This window comes from Pedococcus sp. P5_B7 (assembly GCF_054049895.1).
Genome location: NZ_JBFULM010000011.1, coordinates 15968 through 39729, shown reverse-complemented (window position 1 = coordinate 39729; position 23762 = coordinate 15968). Strand labels below are relative to the sequence as shown.

At 71.2% G+C, this 23762-nt stretch carries 28 protein-coding genes and 1 tRNA gene; 17 read left to right on the top strand and 12 right to left on the bottom strand.

Annotation, left to right across the window (positions count from 1 at the left end):
* Positions 1–33: 33 nt before the first annotated feature.
* Entirely contained in the window at positions 34–1017 is a 984-nt protein-coding gene (locus tag ACXJKD_RS19925; RefSeq protein ID WP_457256823.1) for a magnesium transporter CorA family protein, read from the bottom strand.
* 38 nt (positions 1018–1055) lie between these two features.
* The gene (locus ACXJKD_RS19920) at positions 1056–1481 is read right to left on the bottom strand and encodes an OsmC family protein (protein WP_457256731.1); all 426 of its coding nucleotides are present in this window, start codon (positions 1479–1481) and stop codon (positions 1056–1058) included.
* A gap of 168 nt (positions 1482–1649) precedes the next feature.
* Here ACXJKD_RS19920 and ACXJKD_RS19915 point away from each other — a divergent pair, with 168 nt between their 5' ends.
* The 4 genes from ACXJKD_RS19915 to ACXJKD_RS19900 all read left to right on the top strand — a co-directional run bounded on the left by ACXJKD_RS19915 (position 1650) and on the right by ACXJKD_RS19900 (position 5746).
* Positions 1650–2264: a CBS domain-containing protein gene (locus ACXJKD_RS19915; protein WP_457256730.1), complete on the top strand. Its 615-nt coding sequence runs from the start codon at positions 1650–1652 to the stop codon at positions 2262–2264.
* Positions 2265–2317: 53 nt separating this feature from the next.
* The gene (locus tag ACXJKD_RS19910) at positions 2318–3976 is read left to right on the top strand and encodes a GAF domain-containing protein (RefSeq protein WP_457256728.1); all 1659 of its coding nucleotides are present in this window, start codon (positions 2318–2320) and stop codon (positions 3974–3976) included.
* A 64-nt stretch (positions 3977–4040) separates the two neighbouring features.
* Complete coding sequence (locus ACXJKD_RS19905; RefSeq protein WP_457256726.1) at positions 4041–4991, top strand: universal stress protein; 951 nt, start codon at positions 4041–4043, stop codon at positions 4989–4991.
* Between the two features lie 104 nt (positions 4992–5095).
* The gene (locus ACXJKD_RS19900) at positions 5096–5746 is read left to right on the top strand and encodes a response regulator (RefSeq protein ID WP_457256724.1); all 651 of its coding nucleotides are present in this window, start codon (positions 5096–5098) and stop codon (positions 5744–5746) included.
* Here the strand turns inward: ACXJKD_RS19900 and ACXJKD_RS19895 are convergent.
* Both ACXJKD_RS19895 and ACXJKD_RS19890 read right to left on the bottom strand, forming a co-directional pair.
* Positions 5724–6149, bottom strand: a complete 426-nt coding sequence (locus ACXJKD_RS19895) for a pyridoxamine 5'-phosphate oxidase family protein (protein ID WP_457256722.1) — start codon at positions 6147–6149, stop codon at positions 5724–5726. The genes ACXJKD_RS19900 and ACXJKD_RS19895 overlap by 23 nt on opposite strands.
* Positions 6149–7018 carry a universal stress protein gene (locus ACXJKD_RS19890; protein WP_457256721.1) on the bottom strand — a complete coding sequence of 290 codons (870 nt, stop codon included), beginning with the start codon at positions 7016–7018 and terminating at the stop codon, positions 6149–6151. Before ACXJKD_RS19890 ends, ACXJKD_RS19895 begins: the two co-directional genes overlap by 1 nt.
* Before the next feature lie 125 nt (positions 7019–7143).
* On the opposite strand from ACXJKD_RS19890, the gene ACXJKD_RS19885 reads away from it, so the two are divergent.
* Positions 7144–7635 carry a pyridoxamine 5'-phosphate oxidase family protein gene (locus ACXJKD_RS19885; protein WP_457256720.1) on the top strand — a complete coding sequence of 164 codons (492 nt, stop codon included), beginning with the start codon at positions 7144–7146 and terminating at the stop codon, positions 7633–7635.
* 85 nt (positions 7636–7720) lie between these two features.
* Positions 7721–8311, top strand: coding sequence for a hypothetical protein (locus ACXJKD_RS19880; RefSeq protein WP_457256719.1), 591 nt, complete (start codon positions 7721–7723; stop codon positions 8309–8311).
* A 64-nt stretch (positions 8312–8375) separates the two neighbouring features.
* Here ACXJKD_RS19880 and ACXJKD_RS19875 read toward each other — a convergent pair whose 3' ends face one another.
* The 3 genes from ACXJKD_RS19875 to ACXJKD_RS19865 form a co-directional block, all read right to left on the bottom strand.
* Positions 8376–9143 (bottom strand): SDR family NAD(P)-dependent oxidoreductase, encoded by a 768-nt coding sequence (locus ACXJKD_RS19875; RefSeq protein ID WP_457256717.1) that lies wholly within the window; start codon positions 9141–9143, stop codon positions 8376–8378.
* Between the two features lie 79 nt (positions 9144–9222).
* Complete coding sequence (locus ACXJKD_RS19870) at positions 9223–9840, bottom strand: FMN reductase (RefSeq protein WP_457256715.1); 618 nt, start codon at positions 9838–9840, stop codon at positions 9223–9225.
* On the bottom strand, positions 9837–10943 hold the full coding sequence (locus ACXJKD_RS19865) for a CE1758 family FMN-dependent luciferase-like monooxygenase (RefSeq protein ID WP_457256714.1): 1107 nt from the start codon (positions 10941–10943) through the stop codon (positions 9837–9839). The genes ACXJKD_RS19870 and ACXJKD_RS19865 overlap by 4 nt, the downstream gene beginning before the upstream one ends.
* Before the next feature lie 90 nt (positions 10944–11033).
* Between ACXJKD_RS19865 and ACXJKD_RS19860 the strand changes: the two genes are divergently transcribed.
* Positions 11034–11765 carry an SAM-dependent methyltransferase gene (locus ACXJKD_RS19860; RefSeq protein WP_457256713.1) on the top strand — a complete coding sequence of 244 codons (732 nt, stop codon included), beginning with the start codon at positions 11034–11036 and terminating at the stop codon, positions 11763–11765.
* Positions 11766–11781: 16 nt separating this feature from the next.
* Here ACXJKD_RS19860 and ACXJKD_RS19855 read toward each other — a convergent pair whose 3' ends face one another.
* Complete coding sequence (locus tag ACXJKD_RS19855; RefSeq protein ID WP_457256711.1) at positions 11782–12972, bottom strand: CapA family protein; 1191 nt, start codon at positions 12970–12972, stop codon at positions 11782–11784.
* A 35-nt stretch (positions 12973–13007) separates the two neighbouring features.
* On the opposite strand from ACXJKD_RS19855, the gene ACXJKD_RS19850 reads away from it, so the two are divergent.
* The 4 genes from ACXJKD_RS19850 to ACXJKD_RS19835 all read left to right on the top strand — a co-directional run bounded on the left by ACXJKD_RS19850 (position 13008) and on the right by ACXJKD_RS19835 (position 15502).
* Positions 13008–14033, top strand: coding sequence for a chorismate-binding protein (locus ACXJKD_RS19850; RefSeq protein ID WP_457256709.1), 1026 nt, complete (start codon positions 13008–13010; stop codon positions 14031–14033).
* Entirely contained in the window at positions 14030–14875 is an 846-nt protein-coding gene (locus ACXJKD_RS19845) for an aminotransferase class IV (protein WP_457256707.1), read from the top strand. Before ACXJKD_RS19850 ends, ACXJKD_RS19845 begins: the two co-directional genes overlap by 4 nt.
* Complete coding sequence (locus tag ACXJKD_RS19840) at positions 14872–15327, top strand: TIGR02611 family protein (RefSeq protein WP_457256706.1); 456 nt, start codon at positions 14872–14874, stop codon at positions 15325–15327. The genes ACXJKD_RS19845 and ACXJKD_RS19840 overlap by 4 nt, the downstream gene beginning before the upstream one ends.
* Positions 15328–15425: 98 nt before the next feature.
* Positions 15426–15502 (top strand) — tRNA-Val (locus ACXJKD_RS19835).
* 82 nt (positions 15503–15584) lie between these two features.
* Here the strand turns inward: ACXJKD_RS19835 and ACXJKD_RS19830 are convergent.
* Positions 15585–15893, bottom strand: coding sequence for a hypothetical protein (locus ACXJKD_RS19830; RefSeq protein ID WP_457256705.1), 309 nt, complete (start codon positions 15891–15893; stop codon positions 15585–15587).
* Between the two features lie 15 nt (positions 15894–15908).
* Positions 15909–16073: a hypothetical protein gene (locus ACXJKD_RS19825; protein ID WP_457256703.1), complete on the bottom strand. Its 165-nt coding sequence runs from the start codon at positions 16071–16073 to the stop codon at positions 15909–15911.
* A gap of 420 nt (positions 16074–16493) precedes the next feature.
* On the opposite strand from ACXJKD_RS19825, the gene ACXJKD_RS19820 reads away from it, so the two are divergent.
* The 6 genes from ACXJKD_RS19820 to ACXJKD_RS19795 all read left to right on the top strand — a co-directional run bounded on the left by ACXJKD_RS19820 (position 16494) and on the right by ACXJKD_RS19795 (position 20878).
* Positions 16494–16661 (top strand): Flp family type IVb pilin, encoded by a 168-nt coding sequence (locus tag ACXJKD_RS19820; RefSeq protein ID WP_457256701.1) that lies wholly within the window; start codon positions 16494–16496, stop codon positions 16659–16661.
* 33 nt (positions 16662–16694) lie between these two features.
* Positions 16695–17447, top strand: coding sequence for a dienelactone hydrolase family protein (locus tag ACXJKD_RS19815; RefSeq protein WP_457256700.1), 753 nt, complete (start codon positions 16695–16697; stop codon positions 17445–17447).
* A 1-nt stretch (position 17448) separates the two neighbouring features.
* Positions 17449–17709, top strand: a complete 261-nt coding sequence (locus ACXJKD_RS19810) for a DUF6295 family protein (RefSeq protein ID WP_457256699.1) — start codon at positions 17449–17451, stop codon at positions 17707–17709.
* Between the two features lie 2 nt (positions 17710–17711).
* Positions 17712–18074, top strand: a complete 363-nt coding sequence (locus ACXJKD_RS19805) for a hypothetical protein (protein WP_457256698.1) — start codon at positions 17712–17714, stop codon at positions 18072–18074.
* Between the two features lie 105 nt (positions 18075–18179).
* On the top strand, positions 18180–19562 hold the full coding sequence (locus tag ACXJKD_RS19800) for an FAD-binding oxidoreductase (RefSeq protein ID WP_457256697.1): 1383 nt from the start codon (positions 18180–18182) through the stop codon (positions 19560–19562).
* Entirely contained in the window at positions 19559–20878 is a 1320-nt protein-coding gene (locus ACXJKD_RS19795) for a class I SAM-dependent methyltransferase (RefSeq protein WP_457256695.1), read from the top strand. Before ACXJKD_RS19800 ends, ACXJKD_RS19795 begins: the two co-directional genes overlap by 4 nt.
* 155 nt (positions 20879–21033) lie before the next feature.
* Here ACXJKD_RS19795 and ACXJKD_RS19790 read toward each other — a convergent pair whose 3' ends face one another.
* Together ACXJKD_RS19790 and ACXJKD_RS19785 are read right to left on the bottom strand one after the other, a co-directional pair.
* Positions 21034–22950: an acyl-CoA dehydrogenase family protein gene (locus tag ACXJKD_RS19790; RefSeq protein WP_457256694.1), complete on the bottom strand. Its 1917-nt coding sequence runs from the start codon at positions 22948–22950 to the stop codon at positions 21034–21036.
* 54 nt (positions 22951–23004) lie between these two features.
* Positions 23005–23679, bottom strand: coding sequence for a TetR family transcriptional regulator (locus ACXJKD_RS19785; RefSeq protein ID WP_457256692.1), 675 nt, complete (start codon positions 23677–23679; stop codon positions 23005–23007).
* Positions 23680–23762 lie beyond the last annotated feature (83 nt).

The window sequence follows — 23762 nt, the reverse complement described above, 5'->3', positions numbered from 1 at the left end:
TCGCCTTTTGCATGAGTGGGCGCCGGGGCTGGCTCACCACCAGCCCTGGCGCCGCGCCCAGCGCAGCAGCCACAGGCTGATCGAGGCCATCACGACGAGCACGATGATGAGCTGCACCCAGTGGGTGCTGCCGTTGACGATGACGTTCATGCCGTAGATCGACGCGATCGCGGTGACCGGCAGGGTGATCGCCGCGATGACGGCCAGCCGCTCCATCGCCACGGTCATCTTCGTGGTGACCCTGGTCTGGTAGAGCTCGATGACGCCGAAGAGGAACTGGCTCTCGCCGTCGGCGAGGCTGCGCACCCGGTCGAACTGTTCCGACAGGTCGCGTGCGTGGCGCTGCGACTCCTCGCTGGCGAACCGCTCGAGCGAGGCCAGTCGCCCGTAGATCTCGTGCGCCTGGCCGGCCTGGGTGCGTGAGATGAGCAGCTCGTGCCGGAGGAGGAAGAGCTCCTCGAGCAGCTCCTCGGGCTGGTGGAAGTCCGAGCCCATGACCCGCATCTCGAGGGCCGGAAGCCGGCTCGCGACGTCCTTGACCGCCGCGCTCTGCCGCCGCGCCACCGCCGACCCGATCGCGTAGGAGAGCTCGCTCGGGGTCTTGGGCCGGAACCGCCCCGCCCGCATCCGTTCCTGGACGGTGCGGGTCTCCTCCGTCGCATCGGAGAGCGCGACCGCCGGGTTGCGCGGCCCGTGCACGGTCACGAGGTAACGGCGGCCCACGAGCTGGTCGAGCTCGAGCATGTGGACGTGGCCGCCCTCGCCGGCCAGCGGGGTGTGCACGATGACGAAGGTGTGGTGCTCGTAGCCGTGCACGGACGGCACGAAGTTCCTTTCGCGACAAGCCTTCACGACCATCGGATGGGCGTGGAAGTGGTCGCGCAGGAGGGCCTCGGCCGCGTCGTCGAAGTCGGGCACGTCCACCCAGACGAAGCCGTCGTCGCGGCGGAGGAGGTCGTCGACCTGCCTGACGTCGTGCTCCTCGAGCCCGGCGTCGGACACCCACCAGGCGTCCATCACGGCTCTGCGCTCCTGACTCGACCGAGCCCCCGGCCTCAGCCGGTGAAGCTCGTCTCCAGCGTGATCGGGATCTTGAGCGCCTGGCTGACCGGGCAGTTGGCCTTGGCGTCCTGGGCCGCCTCCTCGAACTGCTCGGCGGTGATACCGGGGACGTTGCCGACGACGGAGAGGGCGCTTCCGGTGATGCCGGTGCCCGGCTGGAAGGTCACCCTGGCGGTGGTGTCCAGCGAGGTCGGGGGGTTGCCGGCCTTGTCGAGGACCAGGGACAGGGCCATGTTGAAGCAGCTCGAGTGCGCTGCAGCGATCAGCTCCTCTGGGCTCGTCTTCCCGTTCGGCTCCTCGCTTCGCGCGGGCCATGACACGTCAAACGTCCCGACCCCGGATGACTCGAGGTTGACCTTGCCGGCGCCCTCGAAGAGGGAGCCCTCCCAGTGGGCGACGGCGGTGCGGGTGGTGGCCATGAGTTCTCCTTCGAGCGGCGGGACGGTCATCCCCAATCTAGGCGCTGCACCGACATCCGCAACGGGCAGGGACGAAGGACCCTGTCGTGGCGGGCGTCGTGGACCCAGGCTCGAGGGACGAAGGGGTGCCGATCACGATGCACCTCTCGTCGGTGAGAGGAGCGAACGATGCTGGTCCGTGAGCTGGTGACCCGTGAGGTCGTCTCGGTCAGGGACGTCTCGGCCCTCGACGCGGCGGTGCGTGTCCTGGCGGAGCACCACATCTCCGCGCTGCCGGTGATCGACGCGAACGGGAGGGTCGTCGGCATACTCAGTGAGGCGGACGTCCTGCGGCTCCATGTCGCGGCGGACCCCCGAGCCCACCTCCGGCCGGTCGACGACGGCCCGGTCCAACCGTGGCCCGCCACGGTCCGCGAGGTCATGACTGCCGACCCCGTGGTCGCCCATGAGTCGAGCGACGTGGCGGATGTGGCGCGCACCCTCGCGGACACCGGGTGGAAGAGCCTGCCCGTCGTCGGCGGCAACGGAGAGCTCGCCGGGATGGTGAGCCGCAGCGACGTCATCAGGGCACTGGCCAGTCGCGACGCCGACATCTGGCTGCGAGTGGTCCGGGACTTCGCGGAGGTGGACCGGTCCTCCTGGCATGCCTCCGTATCCCGTGGGGTGGTCACGGTCACCGGGGTGCGGCCCGGTGGGGATGCGCGGATCGCGGCCGCCATGGTGGCGACCGGGCCGGGGGTGCGGGACGTGGTGGTCGAGGTCGAGGCGGACCCGGTGGGCTGACGAACCCGGTTCGGTCCGCATCCCGCGACCCCTCACGACCTACGATGGGCCCCGTGGCAGACCAGGTGGGACCGGCGGACCCAGGGCCAGGCAGCATCGCCCGACTCTCCGGGCTCGACCTCGACGACCTTCTCGAGGAGCTCAGGTCCCGCGCCGGCAGTGCACGGACGGCGCAGGCGCGGCTCGAGGCCCTCCTCGACGCCGTGGTGGTCGTGACGTCGGACCTGGAGCTGGCGGCCGTGTTGCGGCGCATCGTCGAGTCGGCCTGTCAGCTGGTCGACGCGACCTATGGCGCCCTGGGCGTGCTGGGCCCCAACGGCGAGGAGCTCATCGAGTTCGTCACGCACGGGATCTCGGAGGAGGACCGAGCGGCCATCGGTCCGCTGCCGCACGGGCGGGGTCTGCTCGGCATGATCATCACCAGTCCCCACCCCCAGCGCGTCGACCGGATCAGCGACCACCCCGACTCCTACGGCTTCCCTCCCAACCACCCGGAGATGACGAGCTTCCTCGGGGCACCGGTGCGGATCCGCCAGCAGGTCTTCGGCAACCTCTACCTCACCGACAAGCGCAACGCCGAACGCTTCAGCGCGGACGACGAGACGATCCTCACCGCGCTGGCGGCAGCGGCCGGGGTGGCGATCGACAACGCCCGGCTCTACCACCGCAGTGTCACCCAGCAGCACTGGGGCGAGGCGACCCGAGACCTCGTGTCGGCGCTGCTCGCCGGGGAATCGGAGGCCGAGGTGCTCTCCGATGCTGTCCGGCGCGTGCTCGCCCTCACGGGTGCTGAGGGTGCCTTCATCGCCCAGCCCTCGGGTCGCGACCTGGTCGTCGTGGCCTCGGCGGGGCCGGAGGCGGCCGACGTCGGCGACGTGCTCGAGGACGCGGAGACGCGGGCCGTGCTGGCAGCGGCGCCGGCTGAGCCCGATCCGGCGGCGGACCACGTCGTGGTCCCGCTCTCGGTGGGGACCCACCAGGCTCTGGGCGTCCTGGTGGTACGCGGACTGCCGGCTGAGCTGGGTGGCACCTCCGCGCCCCTGCTCGACTTCGCCCAGCGACTGGCCGTGGGTCTCACCGCCGCCAGTGCGCAGCGCGAAAAGGCGCGCATCGACCTCCTCGAGGACCGCGACCGGATCGCCAGGGACATGCACGACCACGTCATCCAGCGCTTGTTCGCCACCGGCATGTCGTTGCAGTCCGCGAGCCGCCTCACCAGCGAGCCGACTGCGCGCGAACGCATCGAGACCGCGGTGGACGAGGTGGACGCGGTCATCAAGGACATCCGACACACGATCTTCGCGCTCAACCGTGCGCCGGACGCCCGCAGCCTGGCCTCCGAGGTCACCACCATCTGCGAGGGCGCTGTCGTGGGTCTGGGGTTCGCGCCGTCCCTGACGATGCGTGGCAACGTCGCGGACGTTCCCGAGCAGATCGCGGCAGACCTGTTGGCGGTGGTGCGGGAGGGGCTCAGCAACGTGGCGCGGCACGCCCGGGCCAGTCAGGTCGAGGTCCTCATCCAGGTGTCCGACACGGTCCTGGTCCGGGTCCTCGACGACGGCGTCGGCGCGGCGGCCGACGCCACCCGGTCCGGACTCGACAACCTCGCGCGGCGCGCGAGCAGTCGAGGTGGTCGCTTCGAGCTCGCGGCGGCGACTGCCGGCGGCACGGTGCTCGACTGGCAGGTGCCGTTGGCACCGCCCACCGACTAGCCCCCCACGCGTCGCAGGACTTTCGGCCCTGTCCGCCCCGGGTCGCGGTTGGCATGGTCAGGACATGACGTCGCGACCCCACACCGAGTCGCCTGCCGGTCACCGGCTGCCCTCGTCCGACCTGGTGGGGGCACCGGTCGTCGTCGGGTTCGACGACGGTGCCGCCTCGGTCGCAGCGGTCCAGTGGGCGGCCGTGGAGGCCGCCCGGCTGGGATCTGGGCTCACCGTCCTGAGTGCCACGGACCCTCCTGTCCAGACCCCCATCGGCATCGGCGCCATCGCGCCCGCTCCGGACCTCGGGAGCGTCAGCCGGGCCATGGCCGCGCGGGGTGTGCACCTCGCCAGGTCCTGCGACCGCGAGCTCGCAGTCGGCGCGGTGGCCGTCGTCGGTGGGCCGGCCGGGGAGCTCGTCGCGCGGTCGAGCGAGACCGGGCTCGTGGTCGTCGGCCGCAGCCGACGCAGTGCGTTGCAGACGGCCGTCCTGGGATCGGTCTCCTTCGCCGTGGCCGCGCACGCGAGATGTCCCGTCGTCGTCGTGCGTGAGGGGGCGAACCGCCACCCCGGTCCCTCCTTGCCGGTGGTGGTGGGAGTCGACGGGTCACGAGGAGCGCTCGCCGCCGTCTCGCTTGCCCTGGCCTTCGCCCGCGTCTGGCAGGCGCCACTGCGGATCGTGGGTGCCTACCCGTCGCCGTCGCTCTCCCCGTACCCCGACACGTTCCAGGAAGCCCTGCTCACGACTGCGTCGGAGCAGCCGTGGGCGTTGGCCGCCAGAGCCGCCGTCGACGAGGCGGTCCGCCAGGCCAGGGAGCGCGAACCCGCTGTCCACGTCACGGGGGTCGCCGAGCCGGGACGGGCCGAGGACGTCCTGGTCGACGCCGCTCGGGACGCCGGCCTCGTCGTGGTCGGCAGCCGGGGCCATGGCGGCTTCGCCGGGCTGATGCTCGGCTCGGTCAGCCACGGCGTGATGCGTCGTTCGGCCAGCCCCGTCGTGGTCGTGCGTCGCGGTTCGGTGTGAACCTCGGTGGCGCACGCGCGTCGTCACTGCGCGTCGTTGCCCGCGTTGCCGGGTATGCCGTGGCGCGGCTGGGTAGGCTCGCACCGGAGAGGGAGTGATCGCCCATGAGCATCACGGTGTTCCTGCTGGACGACCACGAGGTGGTTCGTCGCGGCTTGCGTGAGCTGCTCGAGGTGGAGGACGACCTCGAGGTGGTGGGCGAGTCCGGCTCGGCCCAGGAGGCTGCTCGTCGGATCCCGGCCCTGCGACCCGACGTCATGGTCCTCGACGCACGGCTCCCGGACGGGTCCGGGATCGACGTGTGCCGCGACGTCAGGTCCGTGGACCCGGACATCCGCGCGATCATCCTGACGTCCTACGACGACGAACAGGCGCTGACTGCCGCGGTGGCCGCCGGCGCCGCCGGCTACGTGCTCAAGGATGTCCGTGGGGCCGACCTGGTGACGTCCATCCGTCGGGTTGCCGCGGGGGAGTCGCTCCTCGCCCCTGACGTGGTGGAGCGGCTGAGGAAGGCCTGGGGCCATGAGCAGCCGACCGACCCGAGGCTTGCCAGCCTGACGCCGCAGGAGCGTCGCATCCTGGACTGCATCGCCCAGGGCCTGACCAACCGGCAGATCGGTGAGTCCCTCTCGCTGGCGGAGAAGACCGTCAAGAACTACGTCACGTCGGTACTGGCCAAGCTCGGGATGGAGCGGCGCACCCAGGCGGCGGTCTACGTCGCCGGGCAGGGAGTCAGACCAACGCCCGACCGGTGATGCTCTGGGTGCGGACCCGCACCCAGGTGCTCGGTCCCTCGTGGGGTGGGACCCACGATGCCCGCGCCGCGTGGTCGAGCCTGCGGATGTCAGCCTCGTCGTCGACGACCATGGCCGTGCCCTGGACGAGCACGCTCCAGCCGGTCCGCGCGGACCCGTCGAACTGGTCCACCTCGAACGCGACGGGGTCGCGGTCGACCGCAGCCTGGATCTTCGAGTCACCCGTGGTCCGGAAGCAGACGTCGATGCCGTCGAGCGTGTGGACGACGGGCAGGATCGACAGCTCGCCGTCGAGCTGGAAGGCAAGCCGGCCCACCGGCACCTCGAGCAGCTTCGCGAGGCAGTCGTCGAGGTCGAGCACCACCAGGCCGGTGTGGTCGGTCGGGCGCACGATGTCAGCCATCACGCACCCCCGTCCGACCGGACCACCATCACCGGGCAGTGGGCGTGGTGGAGCACACCCTGGCTGACCGATCCGAGGAGCAGGCCGGCGAAGCCGCCGCGTCCCCGGCTCCCGACGACGACCAGCTCGGCTCCGCGCGAGAGGTCCACCAGCGCCTGCACCGGGTGGGCCCGCAGGGTGCGCTGCCGCACGGTCACGTCGGGGTACTTCTCGGACCAGCCCGCCACCGCCTCCGAGGCGACCGCCGACTCCTCCTCGGCGACCTCCTGGCGCAGGTCGGCGGTCTCGAGCGCCGCCAGGCCCGCGCCCGCCGAGTCGAGGTACCACGCGTGGACCACGGTCAGCGGCAGGCCGAGCCGGTCGGCCTGTTCGAACCCCGCGGCGATCGCGGCCTCGGACACCTCCGACCCGTCCGACCCGACGACCACGCCGGGACGGTCGGGGAGCTCGCGCACGACCACGACGGGGCAGGGGGCGTGGGCGGCGACGTCGAGCGAGGTCGACCCCAGGAAGACACTCCCCAGTGCGCTCCTGCCCTGTGCGCCGACGACCAGGCAGGTGGCGCCGCGCGACTCCTCGAGGAGCAGGGCGGCGGCGTTGCGGTAGGCGGCTGCGGTGGTCACGGTCAGGCTGGGCGCGAGCGCGCGGACCCGCTCGGTCGCGGCTCCCAGGATCTCGTCGGACTCGGTCGTGTGGACCGCGAAGCCCGACTCGACGCTCGGGCCACGCAGGGGCATCGTGCGCGCGTTGACGAGGTGGAGGGGCGCCTTGACCCGCTGCGCCTCGGCGATCGCCCAGTCGAGCGCGCGGTCGGACGGTGGCTGCCCGTCGACCCCGACGACAACGGGACCGGTCATGGTGGACGACATGTCTTCCTCCTCTGCTGTGGGCCCGCACGGTGATGGGGCTCCCTCACAGCGTCCGACCGGAGGCCGCACGAGGACAGGGACCTTGGACCCTGAACACTGAGCAGCACCAGGGGGATCGTCGTCCCATGGACACGCAGAAGAACCCCCAGGCCCAGGACTCCCACGACCGGGCCGGCCGCGCCGGTCCCGACCGGGCGCCGATGCAGGAGCTCACGGTCGCGCAGTGCTGGGGAGCCCTGCGGGAAGGGGTCGTCGGACGCCTTGCCGTCGTGCACGACCGGCGTCCCGACATCTTCCCGGTCAACTACGCGGTCGACCACGGGACGGTGGTGTTCCGGACCGGCTCGGGCACCCTGTTCACGTCCGCGGACGGCACCTTCGTCGCCTTCGAGGTCGACGGCTACGACGTCGAGCGGGCCGAGGCGTGGAGCGTCGTGATCCGTGGGGTCGCCCACGAGGTCTACCAGCTCGACGACGCGCTCGAGGCGATGCGGCTGCCGGTGCACCCGTGGCACGACGCCCCCAAGCCCCGCATCATGCGCATCCACCCCGACTCGCTGTCCGGTCGTCGGTTCGTCGTCAAGGGCGGATATCGAACACAGGACCTTCGGCCCTGATCGCCCGCCTCTGGCACCGCCAGAGTTGAAGTGTCAGAACGGAATACAACCCGGGTGCTAGGCGCCCGAAGGAGGAACCACCACCATGCGACGACGCACCCTGGATGCCCTGCTCACGACCGGCGGCCTGATCGTCGCAGCGGTCCTGCTCGTGGTCGGGGGACTGATGACCTGGGCCAGCACGTTCGTGGACAACGAGGTCCAGTCCCAGCTCTCGGCCCAGCACATCACCTTCCCTGCCAAGGGCAGCGAGCAGCTGAACGACCCGTTGGTCAAGCCCTACCTCGAGCAGTACGCCGGGCAGCAGCTCACCACGGGTGCGCAGGCCAAGGCGTGGGCCGACCACTACATCAAGGTCCACCTCGACGAGTCGACCGGTGGGAAGACCTACTCGGAGCTGAGCGCCGCCGCCCGGGCGAACCCCGACGACCCCAAGGCCAAGGCCATGGTCGACCTCGCCTTCAAGGGTGAGACCCTGCGTGGACTGCTTCTCAACGCCTACGCCTTCGGCACCATGGGCAAGATCGCGATGTATGCCGCGTGGGCCAGCTTCCTCGGCGCAGCAGCGATGCTCGTCCTCGCACTGCTCGGCTTCATGCACCTTCGCCGGGTGCCGGTCGAGGAAGAGGTCGGCATCGCCGCACGGCACACCGTCCCGAAGCCGGCCATCGCCTAGCGCACACGGACCCCCGGACCAGAGCCCTCGCCCCCCTGCGGCGGGGGTTCTGCCGTGTCCAGCCTCAGAACGCGGTGTAGCCACCGTCGGCGACCAGCACCGACCCGGTGACGAACGAGGAGGCATCGCTGGCGAGGAAGATGACTGCCGGGGCCAGCTCCTCGACCGTGCCGTAGCGCTGCATGGGGGCGTCGTCGATCCAGTGCTGGCGGAACTTCGGGTCGTCGACGGGCGACATGTCGGTCTTGATGTAGCCAGGGGCGAGGGCGTTGACGCGCACGCCGTGCGGGGCCCACTCCGCGGCCAGGCTTCGAGTCAGGTGGTGCACCGCAGCCTTCGACGCGTTGTAGGCAGGCTGCCACTGGGGGCGGTTGACGATGAAGCCGGACATCGACCCGATGTTGACGATGGACCCTCCGCCCTGGTCGACGAAGTGCCGACCGAAGGTCTGCGAGCAGGTCCACACCGCGTCCAGGTTGACGGCCATGACAGCCCGCCAGTCCTCGGGGGTCACGTCGAGGGCCGGGGCGTGGACGCACGCGCCCGCGTTGTTGACCAGCACGTCGACCCGGCCGTGGAGGGACAGCGCTGTGTCGAGCACCCGGTGGACGTCCTCGGCGACTGTGACGTCAGCAGCGACGAAGTCGGCCCGGATGCCGTTGTCGCGCAACGATCCCAGCACGTCTTCGGCCGCCTCGGCGTCGCGCCCCACGAGGACGATGGCCGCCCCTGCGTCACCGAGGGCGCGCGCGAAGCCGGCTCCCAGCCCTCGGGTGCCGCCGGTGACGACAGCGACGCGGCCGGCCAGGGAGAAGCGGTCCAGTGCGTTCATCCGACCAATCTAGGGCGCGCCAAACCCACGCGAAACCCACGCGAAACCCGGGCGACGCCGGGGTCCTCGGCCGCGGGGTTCAGTGGCCGAGCAGCTGCTCGAACGGCACGGGGTCGGCGAACTCGTCGACCCGGTCGGTCCGGGGCGGGCGCCCGGTGAGGAGGTCGGCGAGCTCCCCGGCCGCCACGTCGATGCGACCCGAGAGGCCGGTGTCGACGGTGCCGCCGGTGCCCCAGTCCTCCGACGCCGCGAACACGGCGGTGGGGACGGTGATCGCCTTGAGGTAGGCGAACATCGGGCGCATCGCGTGCTCCAGCACCAGTGAGTGGCGGGCCGTCCCGGCGGTGGCCGCCATGAGGACCGGCGTGCCACGCAGGGCACCGTCGTCGAGGACGTCGACGAAGGTCTTGAACAGCCCGCTGTAGGACGCCTGGAAGACCGGCGTGACGGCGATGACGGCGTCCGCGTCGCGCACGGCGTCGAGCGCGGACCTGAGCTCACCCGTGGCGAAGCCGGTGAGGAGGGCATCCGCCATCGCGTGTGCGTGCTCGCGCAGGTCGACCGTGACGACCTCGGCCTCGTCGCCGCGCTCCAGGAGCGCGTCGCGGGTGGCGGTCGCCAGGCGGTCTGCGAGCAGCCGACTGCTGCTCGGCTGTCCGAGACCGGCCTGCACCACCACGACTCGACGGGAGCTCATCGGGTGACCTCCAGGTCCTCGTGCTTCGTGGTGGCGGTGGCGAGCCGGCTGGCGTGGGTGGGCGCGTCCGGCACGTGGGCCGGCTTGCGGGCCGCGGCGATCTTGCGCAGCTCCGGCACGACCTGGGTGCCCAGGAGCTCGACCTGCTCCATCGCGGTCCGGTGGGGGAGTCCGGCGTGGTCGACGAGGAACAGCTGGCGCTGGTAGTCGCCCACGGCGTCGGCCATGCCGGCGTACCGCTCCACGACCTGCTGGGGCGAACCCACGGTCAGGGGAGTCTCGCGGGTGAAGTCCTCGAGCGAGGGCCCGTGTCCGTAGACCGGTGCGTTGTCGAAGTAGGGGCGGAACTCGCGCACCGCGTCCTGGCTGTTGGCCCGCATGAACACCTGACCGCCGAGGCCGACGATCGCCTGGTCGGCGCTCCCGTGGCCGTAGTGGGCGAACCGGCGCCGGTAGAGCGCGACCATCTGCTTGGTGTGGCTCATCGGCCAGAAGATGTTGTTGTGGAAGAAGCCGTCGCCGTAGTAGGCCGCCTGCTCGGCGATCTCGGGGCTGCGGATCGACCCGTGCCAGACGAACGGCGCGATGCCGTCGAGGGGGCGCGGCGTGGACGTGAAGGACTGGAGCGGGCCGCGGTACTTGCCCTCCCACGTGACGTTCTCCTCGGTCCAGAGCCGACGCAGCAAGGCGTAGTTCTCGACCGCGAGCGGGATGCCGTCGCGGATGTCCTTGCCGAACCACGGGTAGACCGGGCCGGTGTTGCCGCGTCCCATCATGAGGTCGATCCGACCGTCCGCGAGGTGCTGCAGGTAGGCGTAGTCCTCCGCCAGCCGCACCGGGTCGTTGGTGGTGATCAGCGTCGTGGAGGTCGAGAGCACGAGGCGCTCGGTGACGGCGGCGAGGTGCGCGAGGAGCACGGTCGGGTTGGCCGGGGCGGCGAACGGCGGGTTGTGGTGCTCGCCGGTGGCGAACACGTCGAGCCCGACCTGCTCGGCGAGGCGGGCCAGCTCCACGGTGTGCTTGATGCGCTCGTTCTCGCTGACCGTCGTCCCGGTGGTGGGGTCGGTGGTGACGTCGCCGACCGTGAAGATTCCGAACTGCATCTCGCTCGCGCTCCTGGCTAGGTAGTTTGAATTTCAACTATCGTAACGGTGCGACCACCGTGCGCATTCCCGTGCGGCAGAGTGTGGCCCATGGCAGCCCCGACCCCGGTCCCCGACCCCGCCCGCACCCGCTACGACCGGATGCGCTGGAACACGCCGCTCGCGGCGGACCACGCGGCCCTGTTGCTGGAGCGCCTGGCGGTGGGGGAGGACGACCGGGTGACCGACCTGGGCTGCGGGTGGGGCGAGCTGCTGCTGCGGGCGGTGGAGCCGGCCGGCGCCACCGGCGTCGGGGTCGACACCGACGCCGACGGCTTGGAGCGGGGCCGTGGGCTGGCCGCAGCCCGCGGGCTCGAGTCGCGGGTCAGGTTCGTCGAGGCCGAGGCTGCCTCGTGGGACGAGCCCGCCGACCGGCTGCTGTGCATCGGGTCGAGCCACGTGCTCGGCGGCACCGGTCCTGCGCTCGCCCGTCTGGCCGAGCTCACCCCGCCCGGTGGACGACTCCTCTACGGCGACGCCTGCTGGACCGCCCCGCCCACCTCCGCCGCGGCCGAGATGTTCGAGGAGGTCGTGTCCCTGACCGATCTCCTCGAGCACGTCCACGCCAGTGGGTGGAGGGTGCTCCACCTGTCGACCGCCGACCAGCGCGAGTGGGACGACTTCGAGTCGACGTGGCGAGCGGCCAGGCAGGAGTGGCTGATCCGCCACGGCGACGACGCCCGCGCTCCGGAGGTGCGGAGCCGGCTCGACGCCCAGCTCGACGCCTACGTCCGCACCTACCGAGGTGTGCTGCAGTTCTGCTACCTGGTCCTCGGGCGCTGAGCGCGGCGGTCGAGGGTCACTCTGGAGCGGTGGCCAGGTTCGCGCACTGACCGGCTTGCTTCCAGAGCGCCAGGAGCCGTGCGCTGTCGGCAGCTGCCGGCGGCCGGGGTATGCCGTCGACCCCGATGAGCATGGGCGTCCAGACCGCCTCACGGACGGCACTGGTCTTCGTGCGCTTGGTGCCGCGCGCCGCGTTCACGTCGATCGACAGGGTCAGCACGCCGGACCGTGAGTCGGGCTCGTGGCTGCGCCACCAGACGAAGTTGCCGAAGCCGTAGTCGACGTAGGACCGTCCGAGCCACCCGGCTCCGTTGACGCGGTGCGAGTGGCCGCCGACGATGATGTCCGCGCCCGCCTGCTCGAGGGCCTCGGCGGTCTGCACCGAGAGCCGGTCCGGGCACTTCTGGTAGTCCAGCCCCCAGTGCAGGAAGACGACCACGACGTCGTACCGGGCGGCGGCCCGGCTGACCGCACCGCGGAGCCGGGTGACCGGCGTAGCGCTGGCGATGCCGCCCTTGCCCGGACCTGCCGAGTAGCGGGCCAGGGTCATCTCGAAGACTTCCGATGCCCCGAACACCGCCACCTTCAGGCCCTTGGCCGACAGGATCGCCGGCGCGAACGCCTCGTCCTCGTCCTTGCCGATGCCGACGATCGGCACGGGGCTGGCCTGCTTCGCCGCCAAGGTGTCCTTCAGCCCCACCGGCCCGTAGTCGACCCCGTGGTTGTTGGCCATGCTGACCGCATCGATCCCGGCGCCCTTGATCGTCTCGAGGGCCGAGGCCGGCGCCCGGAAGTGGAACTCCTTGCCGATCTTGGTGCCGCGCTCGGTGAGGGCGGTCTCGAGGTTCACCATCGCCAGGTCGGCTGCGCCCAGTGACGACCGCAGCTCGTCCAGCCCGTGCGGGTCACGGGCCAGCGGCGCCAGGTAGTCCTCGAAGTGCACGTCGCCGGCGAACGCCATCGTCAGGGTGTCGGGGTCGGAGGGGGGAGTCGTGGTGGTCGACGCGCTCGGGGCTGCGCCGGTCGTCCTGGAGGGCGACGAGGCTGTCGTGCCCGTGGCAGCGGTGGTGCCGGCGGCCGGGGCCGGGGTGGCCCCCTGGCAGCCCGAGAGGGCCACCACGATCGCCAGCACCAGCGCCGAGGCCAGCGTCGGGGTCGGTCTCGGGGCCGAGCGGGCGGCGACCGCGGTGGCGGCGAGAGGGCGCATGATCGGGAAGTCTAGGTCGGCCTAGGATCGCCCTCGTGGAGGCGGCGACGGGGCACGCGAGGTTCGGCTCGGTCCTGGCCACCCGACCCGTCGAGGTCCGCCACGACCTCGACTCCCTCGAGAGTGGCTTCTGGGCCGTCGTCGCCGAGTTCGAGGGGGAGGTCACGGCCGTCCGCTTCGCGGAGGTGGACCGGCTGGCGCCCACCGGACCGCCGACGCCCTGGACGCCGCTGGAGGGCGAGTGGCGCACGAGCCTGGACCACGCGGCATACCTCGCGGGAGTGGGCGAGATCCGCGATCGGATCGCGGCGGGCACCGTCTACCAGGTGAACCTCTGTCGCGTGCTCTCGCACGAGCTGCCCGAGGAGGCCGACCTCGACGGGCTGGCCAGCCTGCTCGAGCGGGGCAACCCGGCACCGCACGCTGGACGGGTGGTGGTGCCGTCCGCGGGACTCGACGTCGTGTGCGCCAGCCCTGAGGCGTTCCTCCTGCGGGACGGCGACCGCCTCGAGTCGCGCCCCATCAAGGGGACAGCCACGAGCCTCGACGCGATGCTGCCCAAGGACTACGCGGAGAACGTCATGATCGTCGACCTCGTGCGCAACGACCTGTCACACGTCTGCCGCGAGGGGACCGTGCAAGTGGACCACCTGTGTCGCCCCGAGGAGCACCCCGGGCTGGTGCACCTCGTGTCCGCCGTCTCGGGCCGGCTCCGCCCCGGCGTCGGCTGGGGCGAGGTGCTGCCGGCGACCTTCCCCCCGGGCTCGGTCTCCGGCGCGCCCAAGCACACCGCCCTGCAGGCCATCGTCGACCTCGAGCCGACCGCCCGCGGTCCGTACTGCGGCGCGATCGGCTGGGTCGACGCCGACCGCGGGACGGCGGAGCTCGCCGTCGGCATCCGCTCGTTCTGGGCGCAGAGGGACGGCGACGGGCAGCGGTGGCTGCGGTTCGGCACCGGCGCGGGGATCACGTGGGGGTCCGACCCCGAGCAGGAATGGGTGGAGACTCAGGTGAAATCCCGACGTCTCGTGGGGCTGGCGTCTGGGAAGGTGGAGGCATGAGCAACGAGCCACGGGTGTGGGTCAACGGTCGGCTGACCGCGGTCGACGAACCATCGATCACGGCACTCGACCACGGGGTGACGGTGGGCGACGGCGCGTTCGAGACGGCCAAGATCGACCGCGGCCAGGTGTTCGCCGCGACCCGGCACGCGCGTCGGCTCGACCGCACCCTGGCCGGGCTCGGACTCCCGGCCGCCGACCACGACTACATCGCCGAGGGCGCCAAGGCCGTCCTCGGCGCGGGCGAGCAGATCGAGTTCGGCCGGCTGCGCTACTCGGTGACCGGCGGGGCCGGCCCCCTCGGGTCCGACCGCGACGACAGCCCGCTCACCTACATCGTCACCGCGGGCGCCCAGCCCCGCCCGCCGCAGAGCGCCTCGGTCGCCGTCGTCCCCTGGACGCGCAACGAGCGGTCCGCCGTGGCGGGCCTGAAGACCACCTCGTATGCCGAGAACGTCGTCGCGCTCGCGTACGCCAAGGAGCGCGGGGCCATCGAGGCAGTGTTCGCCAACACGCGTGGCGAGCTGTGCGAGTGCACCGGGTCCAACATCTTCGTGGTCGTGGGTGGGGCGATCCTCACCCCGCCGCTCGACTCGGGCTGCCTGGCCGGGATCACGCGTGAGGTGACCATCGAGTGGTGCCGCGAGGACGGGCTCGAGGTGCGCGAGGAGGCCCTGCCCCTGGACGTCCTGCGCGAGGCCGACGAGGTCTTCATCACCAGCAGCACCAAGGACGTGCTGGCCATCCACGGCGTCGACGACCGCGCCCTGGAGCCGGGACCGGTCACGGCGCGCGCTGCATCGGTGTTCGCGCGGCTGTGCGTCGAGCGGATGGACCCGTGAGCGAGCGTCCGGGCGTCGCCGTGCCTGACGTGGACGACGACCCACAGGAACACGTCGAGGAGGACTGGGCCTGGCGCCGGCGGCTGCGCGCGAACCCGCACAGCCGCCGCGTCTACCGCGTGGTTGTGGCGCTCGTCGGACTGGCCATCGTGGGCGGCGGGCTGGCGCTCATCCCGCTTCCGGGGCCTGGCTGGGTGATCGTCTTCGTCGGTCTGCGGATCTGGGCCTCGGAGTTCGCGTGGGCCCGGCGGCTCTTCGACTTCGCCGAGGACAAGGTGCGGGCGTGGGGCGAATGGCTGGCCCCGAAGCCACTGTGGTTCAAGGGTGTGGTCGGCCTCGTGACGCTGGCGCTGGTGCTGGCGATCTTCTACGGGCTGTTCCTGCTGTCAGGCGTTCCCGGCTTCTTCCCCGACGCCATCGAGGACCGGATCAAGGACCTGCCGGGGCTCTGAGCCGGGTCAGCCACCGGGCGCGGGCCGATTTCACCTCGTGCGCCACATCCGGCTATTCTTCGGCAGGCCCGAACGTCACCTGGTGTGACGAGGGCGCTGGACGTGTAGCTCAGTTGGTTAGAGCGTTCGCTTCACACGCGAGAGGCCATGGGTTCGAGTCCCTTCACGTCCACCAGCCAGACAGCCCCTCACCTGCGAACCATGCAGGCGAGGGGCTGTTTCGCTTCCCGGCTCTCTAACGGCGGGTTGGAGAGGGCTCAGGAGATCTGGCAGGTCTGGACCCAGAACGTCTTGTACTTGGTGTCGGCGCCGATCGAGCCGGGTGCCTTCACCGTGAGCTTGACGTGGAAGCCCTGCTGCGGGTGGGCCATGTAGGACAGGAGGTAAGGGGAGAGGTTGTAGGTCTCCTGGGCGTCGACGTCGGTGCCGCCGCCGGCGTCGTCCTCGCCGATGAAGATCTTGTCCTTCTCGAGCAGGACGTCGCGCCCGGTGGGGGGCTGGGCCTCGAAGGTGACCGTGGCGTTGAGGTTTCCCTTGTCGAAGCCGTAGAAGTCGACCTGGAACACGCAGCCGACGTGTGGCTAGTTGTCCGGGGCCTCGTCGAACGGCATGCCGTCGATCTTGATCGTTCCGTTGTCGCCGGCGGGGCTGCCACCGGCGGAGGCCATGCTGATCGGGACCAGCAGGGCAGTGGCGCTCGCGAGCCCCACCAAGAGGGTGCGACCGCGTCCAGCTCGAATGACCATGTCCGCGCTCCTTGGCCAAGGACCCTCGGCTGCCGGCTGCATCCGCGTGGTCCAAGGCCCGCCAAGGTAGGCCCACGGCCGGAGCCGCCACATCGCCCAAGCGACCTACGCCGTTTGCGTTCGGCCTCGACCTTTTGTATCCGCTCGGGTGGTGGACGACCCCCGTGGGATGGCGGTCTATCCTGACCGTCCGGCCGGTCGCCCGGCCCTCCAGGGCCACGGGCGCTGGCCGGACCAGCGCAGCGGCATCCACCGCAGGGCTCTACCGGCCAACAGAGGGCTCCACCTGCCAACAGGGGCAACGGGCCGCGAGTGCGCGAAAGCGCCCGGACGACCTCCCTCACCGGGACGAGGGTTCCCGTCGTGGGTTCTGTCACTCTCCATCCATCAGCCACCACCACGTCAGGATGGAAGAGCCTCATGTCCAAGCACATCACCAAGCTCCGGGCCCTCATGACCGACCGCGGCGCCACCGCCGTCGAGTACGGCCTGATGGTCGCCCTCATCGCACTCGTCATCATCGTTGCTGTCGCCTTGCTGGGTACCAACCTCTCGACCATCTTCAACAACGGCGCCACCAGCATCTGAGGCGGGTAGCGCCGCGGGCATAGCATCCGAGGCGTGAGCGACTCCCTCAGCGCGACCACTGTCTTCCTCACCGCCTCCGACGGCGCGGAGGTCGAGGCGTACCTCGCCCGTCCCGACGGCGAGCACACCCGCGGCGGCGTCGTGGTCATCCACCACATGCCGGGCTACGACCGCGCCACCAAGGAGATGGTGCGCCGGTTCGCCGAGCTCGGCTACGACGCGATCTGCCCCAACCTCTACAGCCGTGAGGCACCGGGAGCCGAGCCGTCCGACGCCGCGGCCACCGCTCGAGCCCAGGGCGGCGTGCCCGACGACCGGCTCGTCGACGACGTTGGTGCTGCCGCGGCATACCTGCGCGCGCTGCCGACCAGCAACGGCTCGGTCGGCGTGATCGGCCACTGCTCCGGCGGCCGGCAGGCCGTCCTCGCCGCGTGCCACCTCGACCTCGACGCGGTCGCGGACTGCTACGGGGCGTTCGTCACGGGGGAGCCGCCGCAGGGCTACCCGCTCAAGGTCACCAACCTCGTCGACCAGCTCCCGTCCCTGGGCGCACCCCTGCTCGGCCTGTTCGGGATCGAGGACAAGACACCCAGCCCCGACCACGTGGCCGACCTCGACCGACGGCTGGGTGCGCTCGAGAAGCCCCACGAGTTCCACTCCTACGACGCGGCCGGACACGGCTTCTTCGCCACCGACCGCCCGAGCTACCGGGTGACGGCGGCGAACGATGGCTGGGAGCGAGTCGCCGCGTTCTTCGCGACCCACCTCGACGGACGGGAGAGCTGACATGTGCACCTACGCCACGGTCGCCGAACAGGTCGACGGCAGCGCCAAGGGCCCCGGCGGCCAGTGGTTCCACGTCACCGACGCGACGGTCTACTACGACCACCCGGTCCACGCGATGGCCGAGCACACCCTCAACATCGACCTCGCCGACCCCACCCGCGGACCCGGTGCCCGCGTGGCCGTCGAGCTGACCCGCGACTCGGCCGCCCGACTCGTCCGCGTGATCGAGGAAGCCCTCGCCTCCGCCCCGGAAGGCGTCTGACCGTGGCCGAGGTGACCGAGCTGCACGTCTACCCGGTGAGCGGCGAGCCCGGCCGTGACCTGGCGGAGGCCGCCGTCGACGCCGCGGGCCTGGCCGGCGACCGGCGCAAGAAGGCGGCGGTCCACGTCGTGGCTGCCGCCGACGTCGCGCCCGACACCCGGGCCAACCTCGTGGTGTCCCTGACGTCCACCGAGCTGGCCGCCGCCATCGGCGGGGTGCTCGTCACCGGGGGTGTCGAGCTCGACGTCACCGGCACCGCCCGCGACTGCCCAGGGGTGTATGCGGCGGTGCGTCACCCGGGCATCGTGCGCGTGGGGGACGAGGTGACCGCAGTCGTTCCCGACGGCGTTGTCGATGAAGGCTGAAGGTCCCCCGGCGACCGGTTGTCGGCAACCCACGTGACGACTGTCGGCACGGCGGCATAAGGTCGGAGTGTGCCGGACTTCGTCTCCGCTGGGACTGGGCGGATCGTGAAGGCTCCCACGGACGCTCGTGCGCGCCACGACGTCGCCGTGGGTCGTCTTGCTGCGAGCTACGCGGCGATCCCGCTCGATGCGCCGGTGCGGCTCGCCAAGAAGACCTCCAACCTCTTCCGGGCTCGCGCGCGCACCGACGCGCCCGGTCTCGACGTCGCCCTGCTCGACCAGGTGATCGCGGTCGACACCGAGGCCCGCACTGCCGACGTGCAGGGCATGTGCACCTACGAGCACCTCGTCGAGGCGACCCTGCCGCACGGCCTCGCGCCGCTCGTGGTGCCCCAGCTCAAGACCATCACGCTGGGAGGTGCCGTCACCGGACTCGGCATCGAGTCGACGTCGTTCCGCAGCGGTCTGCCCCACGAGTCGGTGCTGGAGATGGACATCCTCACCGGAGCCGGCGAGATCGTCACGGCCCGGCCGGAGGGGGAGCACGCCGACCTCTTCCACGGGTTCCCCAACTCCTACGGCACGCTCGGCTACGCCACCCGGCTCCGGATCGCGCTCGAGCCCGTCGACCCCTTCGTCGCCCTGCGCCACGTCCGGTTCCACGACGTCGAGTCCCTCGTCGCCGTCATGGCTCGGATCTGCGACACGGGGGAGCACGAGGGGGAGCGGGTGGACTACCTCGACGGGGTGGTCTTCTCCGCGACCGAGTCCTACCTCACCCTCGGCAGGCAGACCGCCCAGCCCGGACCGGTGAGCGACTACACCGGCCAGCAGGTCTACTACCGCTCGATCCAGCACGACTCGCCGCTGCCCAAGGTCGACCGGCTCACGATCCACGACTACCTCTGGCGCTGGGACACCGACTGGTTCTGGTGCAGTCGGGCGTTCGGCGCCCAGAGCCCTCGCGTGCGACGGCTCTGGCCGCGTCGCTACCGCCGGAGCTCGTTCTACTGGAAGCTCATCGCGCTCGACCACCGGTTCGACGTCGCCGACCGGCTGGAGGCGCGCAAGGGCCGCCCGCCGCGGGAGCGCGTGGTGCAGGACATCGAGGTGCCGCTGGGGCGGACCGCCGAGTTCGTCCACTGGTTCCTGCGTGAGATCCCCATCGAGCCGATCTGGCTCTGCCCCGTGCGCAGCAAGGACCGGTGGCCGCTCTACCCCCTGAAGCCGGGCGAGACCTACGTCAACGTCGGCTTCTGGTCCAGCGTGCCCCGCGACCCGGCCGAGCCCGAGGGTGCGGCCAACCGGCTCATCGAGGAGCAGGTCACCGCCCTCGCCGGGCACAAGTCGCTCTACTCCGACGCCTACTACGACGAAGCCCAGTTCTGGCGCCTCTACGGCGGCGACACCTACGCCGACCTCAAGCGCCGATACGACCCGAAGTCCCGACTGCTTGACCTCTACTCCAAGGCGGTGCAACGCAAGTGACGATTCTCAGGACCAACCGGACCGACCCCCAGCACAGCACTCCGGGCCCCGAAAAGCTGTCGATGGCCGAGATCCTCGACGCCGTCACGGCCGACGGCCTGCCCTTGCGGTTCACCGCGTTCGACGGTTCGGCGACCGGCCCTGAGGACGCCACCTACGGTCTCGACCTCAAGTCACCGCGGGGGGCGAGCTACCTCGCCACCGCACCGGGCGACCTGGGCATGGCGCGCGCCTACATCGCCGGAGACCTCGACCTCACCGGGGTCCACCCCGGCGACCCCTACGAGCTCCTCGACGCGATGGGCGACCTGCACTTCCGGATGCCGCCACCCAAGACCGCCGCTGCCATTGCCCGCTCGCTCGGTGTCGAGCTGCTCAAGCCCCCGCCGCCGCCTCCTCAGGAGGCCCTGCCGCGGTGGCGCCGGGTCGCGGAGGGCCTGCGGCACAGCAGGACCCGCGACGCCGAGGCGATCCACCACCACTACGACGTGTCCAACACGTTCTACGAGTACGTCCTCGGTCCGTCGATGACCTACACCTGCGCGTGCTACCCCCACGCCGACGCCACCCTCGAGGAGGCGCAGGAGAACAAGTACCGGCTCGTCTTCGACAAGCTCCGGCTCAAGGAGGGCGACCGGCTGCTCGACATCGGGTGCGGCTGGGGCGGGATGGTCCGGTATGCCGCCCGGCGGGGCGTCCACGTGATCGGGGCCACCCTGTCGGCCGAGCAGGCGAGCTGGGCGCAGGAGGCGATCCGCCGCGAGGGCCTGCAGGACCTGGCCGAGGTGCGCCACAGCGACTACCGCGACATCCGCGAGACGGGCTTCGACGCCATCTCCTCGATCGGGCTGACCGAGCACATCGGGGTGCGCAACTACGCGGCCTACTTCGGGTTCGTCAAGGACCACCTGCGCACCGGCGGGATGCTGCTCAACCACTGCATCACCCGTCCTGACAACAAGCGCACCTCCACCGGGGCGTTCATCGACCGCTACGTGTTCCCCGACGGCGAGCTGACCGGCTCGGGCACGATCATCGCGGCCGCCCAGGACGCCGGTCTCGAGGTCCGTCACGAGGAGAACCTGCGCGAGCACTACGCCCGCACCCTGGCCGGCTGGTGCGCCAACCTGCGCGACAACTGGGACGCCTGCGTCGACGAGGTGGGCGAGGCGACGGCCCGCGTCTGGGGCCTCTACATGGCCGGCTCGCGGGTGGGCTTCGAGCGCAACATCGTGCAGCTCCACCAGGTGCTGGCCGTCAAGCTCGACGACCGGGGCCAGGCCGACCTGCCCCTGCGACCGTGGTGGAACGGCTAGTGGAGCAACGACTCTCGCTCGTCACCCTCGGTGTGTCTGACCTCGCCCGGGCCGAGCGCTTCTACGCCGGCCTGGGCTGGGAGCGCGGCAACGACGACGACGAGGTCGCCTTCTTCTGCACCCTGCTGCGCGGCTGACGACGCGGCATACCTGCCTCAGTCGAGTGGGGCGAGCAGCTCGGTGCCGAGCCACGCCTTCGGGATCCCGAACGCGTCGACCAGCTCCTGGGCGTGTGGCCGCAACGCCGCGCACAGGTCGTTGACCGCGGCCGTGACCTGCTTGCTGCGCGCCGGGGTGATCCGGTCGTGCTCGAGGAACCAGCCCTTGTCGGCCTCGATGCTGCTCAGCGCATAGAGGTCGCACACCCGCGCGAGCGTCTGCGCGGCTGAGGGGTCGTCACACCGGTCGATGGCCGCGACGAACGACTCGAGGATGGTGCGGTCGACGTGCGCTCGCGCCGCCTCGATGACGTGGTCCTGGGCGTCGTTGAAGACGTCGAAGGGGTCGGCGCCGGGCTTGCCGGCCTTGCGCAGTCGCAGGGCCAGGGTCTCGAGCAGGTGCTTCTCGCGGTCCTCGAAGAGGTCGAGCTGCCAGCCGCGGTCGGTCGGGCCCTTCTCGCTGTCCCGACCGGGTGCGGAGTCGATGAGGCGCTGGATGAGTCCCCGCGCGGAGGTGCGCTCGATGACGGCACCCGCGAACTGCCTGGCTCCGAACCGCACGATGCCCAACGTGTCGAGGTCGCCGAAGGCGTCGCGGTAGTCGGTGAGCAGGCCCTTGGCGACCAGCTGCAGCAGCACGGTGTTGTCGCCCTCGAAGGTGGTGAAGACATCGGTGTCGGCCTTGAGGGCGGGCAGCCGGTTGACCGCGAGGTAGCCGGCCCCACCGCACGCCTCGCGACACATCTGGATCGTCGCGGTCGCGTGGGCCGTCGCGACGGCCTTGGTGCCGGCCGCCCGTGCCTCGAGCTCGCGCTGGTCGTGCTCCGGGGCCGCCTCGCCGGCCGACTGCACGTCGTGCATGAGCCCGACCAGCTCGTTCTGGGCGAACTGCAGCGCGTAGGACTTGGCGAGGGCGGGCAGCAGCTTGCGCTGGTGGGCCCGATAGTCGAGCAGGATCACCTCGTCGGTGCCGCCGGGGGGCGCGAACTGACGGCGGTGACCGGCGTACGTCACGGCGAGGGTGAGGGCGGTGCGGGTGGCCGCGCCGGCCCCACCGGCCACGCTGATCCGACCGCGCACCAGGGTGCCCAGCATGGTGAAGAACCGGCGGGTCTGGTTCTCGATGGGCGACGTGTAGGTGCCGTGCTCGTCGATGTCGCCGTAGCGGTTGAGCAGGTTGGTCCGCGGCACGCGCACGTGGTCGAACGACAGGCGGCCGTTGTCCACGCCGGGCAGCCCGGCCTTGGCGCCGCAGTCGCCGATCGTCACGCCAGGCATCGTGGCGCCGGACTCGTCGCGGATCGGCACGAGGACGCAGTGGACGCCGTGGCTCTCGCCCCCGGTGACCAGCTGGGCGAAGACTGCCGCCATCCGCCCGTCGCGCGCGGCGCCGCCGATGTAGTCCTTGCGGGCGCGCAGGTCGGGGGTGTGGACGACGAGCTCGTCGGTGGCCGGGTCGTAGGTGGCGGTGGTGCCGAGCGACTGGACGTCGGAGCCGTGCCCGGTCTCCGTCATCGCGAAGCAGCCCGGCAGCGTCGCGTCGATGATCGACGGGAGGTATGCCGTGTGGTGGCGTTCGGTGCCGAGGTTCGCCACGGCCCCTCCGAACAGCCCCCAGTGCACCCCGGCCTTGACCATGAGCGACAGGTCGGCGTGGCCGAGCAGCTCGAAGGCGGTCACCGAACCGCCGAGGTCACCGTTGCCGCCCATGGCCTTGGGGAAGCCGCGCTTGGCGTGGCCGGTGGCCGCCAGCGCCTGCACCTGGTCGGCGATCCGGGCCCGGTAGGACTCCAGGTCGAGCGGCTCGGTCGGAGGGGCGAACCGCTCGGGGTCGAGGTCAGTCCTGGCCTCGTCGCGGATCGCGGCCCAGCGACCGTCGAGGGTCTTCTGGAGGGCGGTGGCGAGGGTGGTCATGGAGGTCTCCTGGGTCTGTGCTTCTCAGGTCAGTGCTGCTCTGGGCTTCTCAGGTCAGGGGGTCTCGTCGGGCCAGGCTGCCGAGAGCCCGCCCCAGGCGAGGTCGGTGAGGTGCTCGGTCAGCTCGGCTCGGCTGATCGCGTCGGTGTCGCCGAGCCACTGGTCGGCGGCCGCCCGCACCATCCCCACGAGCCCGGCTCCCCACACCGTCGCTGGTGCGGTGTCACGACCCGCGCGAGCCAGCGCCTCGGTGAGGACCAGCGACATCTGCGCCGCAATGTGTCCCGTCACCGGCGCCGCAGGATCCCCGGACGGCTGGTCCAGCAGGGGGGCGGTCACGACGAACCGGTAGACCTCCGGGTCCTTCTCCACGAGCGTGAGGTAGGCGTCGATGGCCCCGGCGATCAGCCCCCTCGGGGTCGAGTCCCCGCTCGTGAGGTCGTCACCCGCCGCGCCGGTCGCCTGCCCGAGGTTGTGCAGGATCAGGGCGTCCACGCTCGCCGACACAGCGGCATACAGGCCCTGCCGGTCGGTGAAGTGACGGTAGATGACGGTCTTCGAGGTGCCGGCCACGGCGGCGATGTCGTCCATCCCCACGCCCGCTCCGTGCTGGCGGATCGCCCGCAGGGTCGCGTCGACCAGCTCGCGGCGGCGAGCCGCCCGGTGCTGGTCCCACCGGGTGCTGCGGCCGTCGGGAGCCGGGATCACCGGCTGCGTGGTCGTGGTCACAAGGTTGGACAGTAGCAGGTACTAGGTGTACCTGCTACTGTCCGTATCAGTTACCTGTCCCACAGTCCGACCCACCCCAGGAG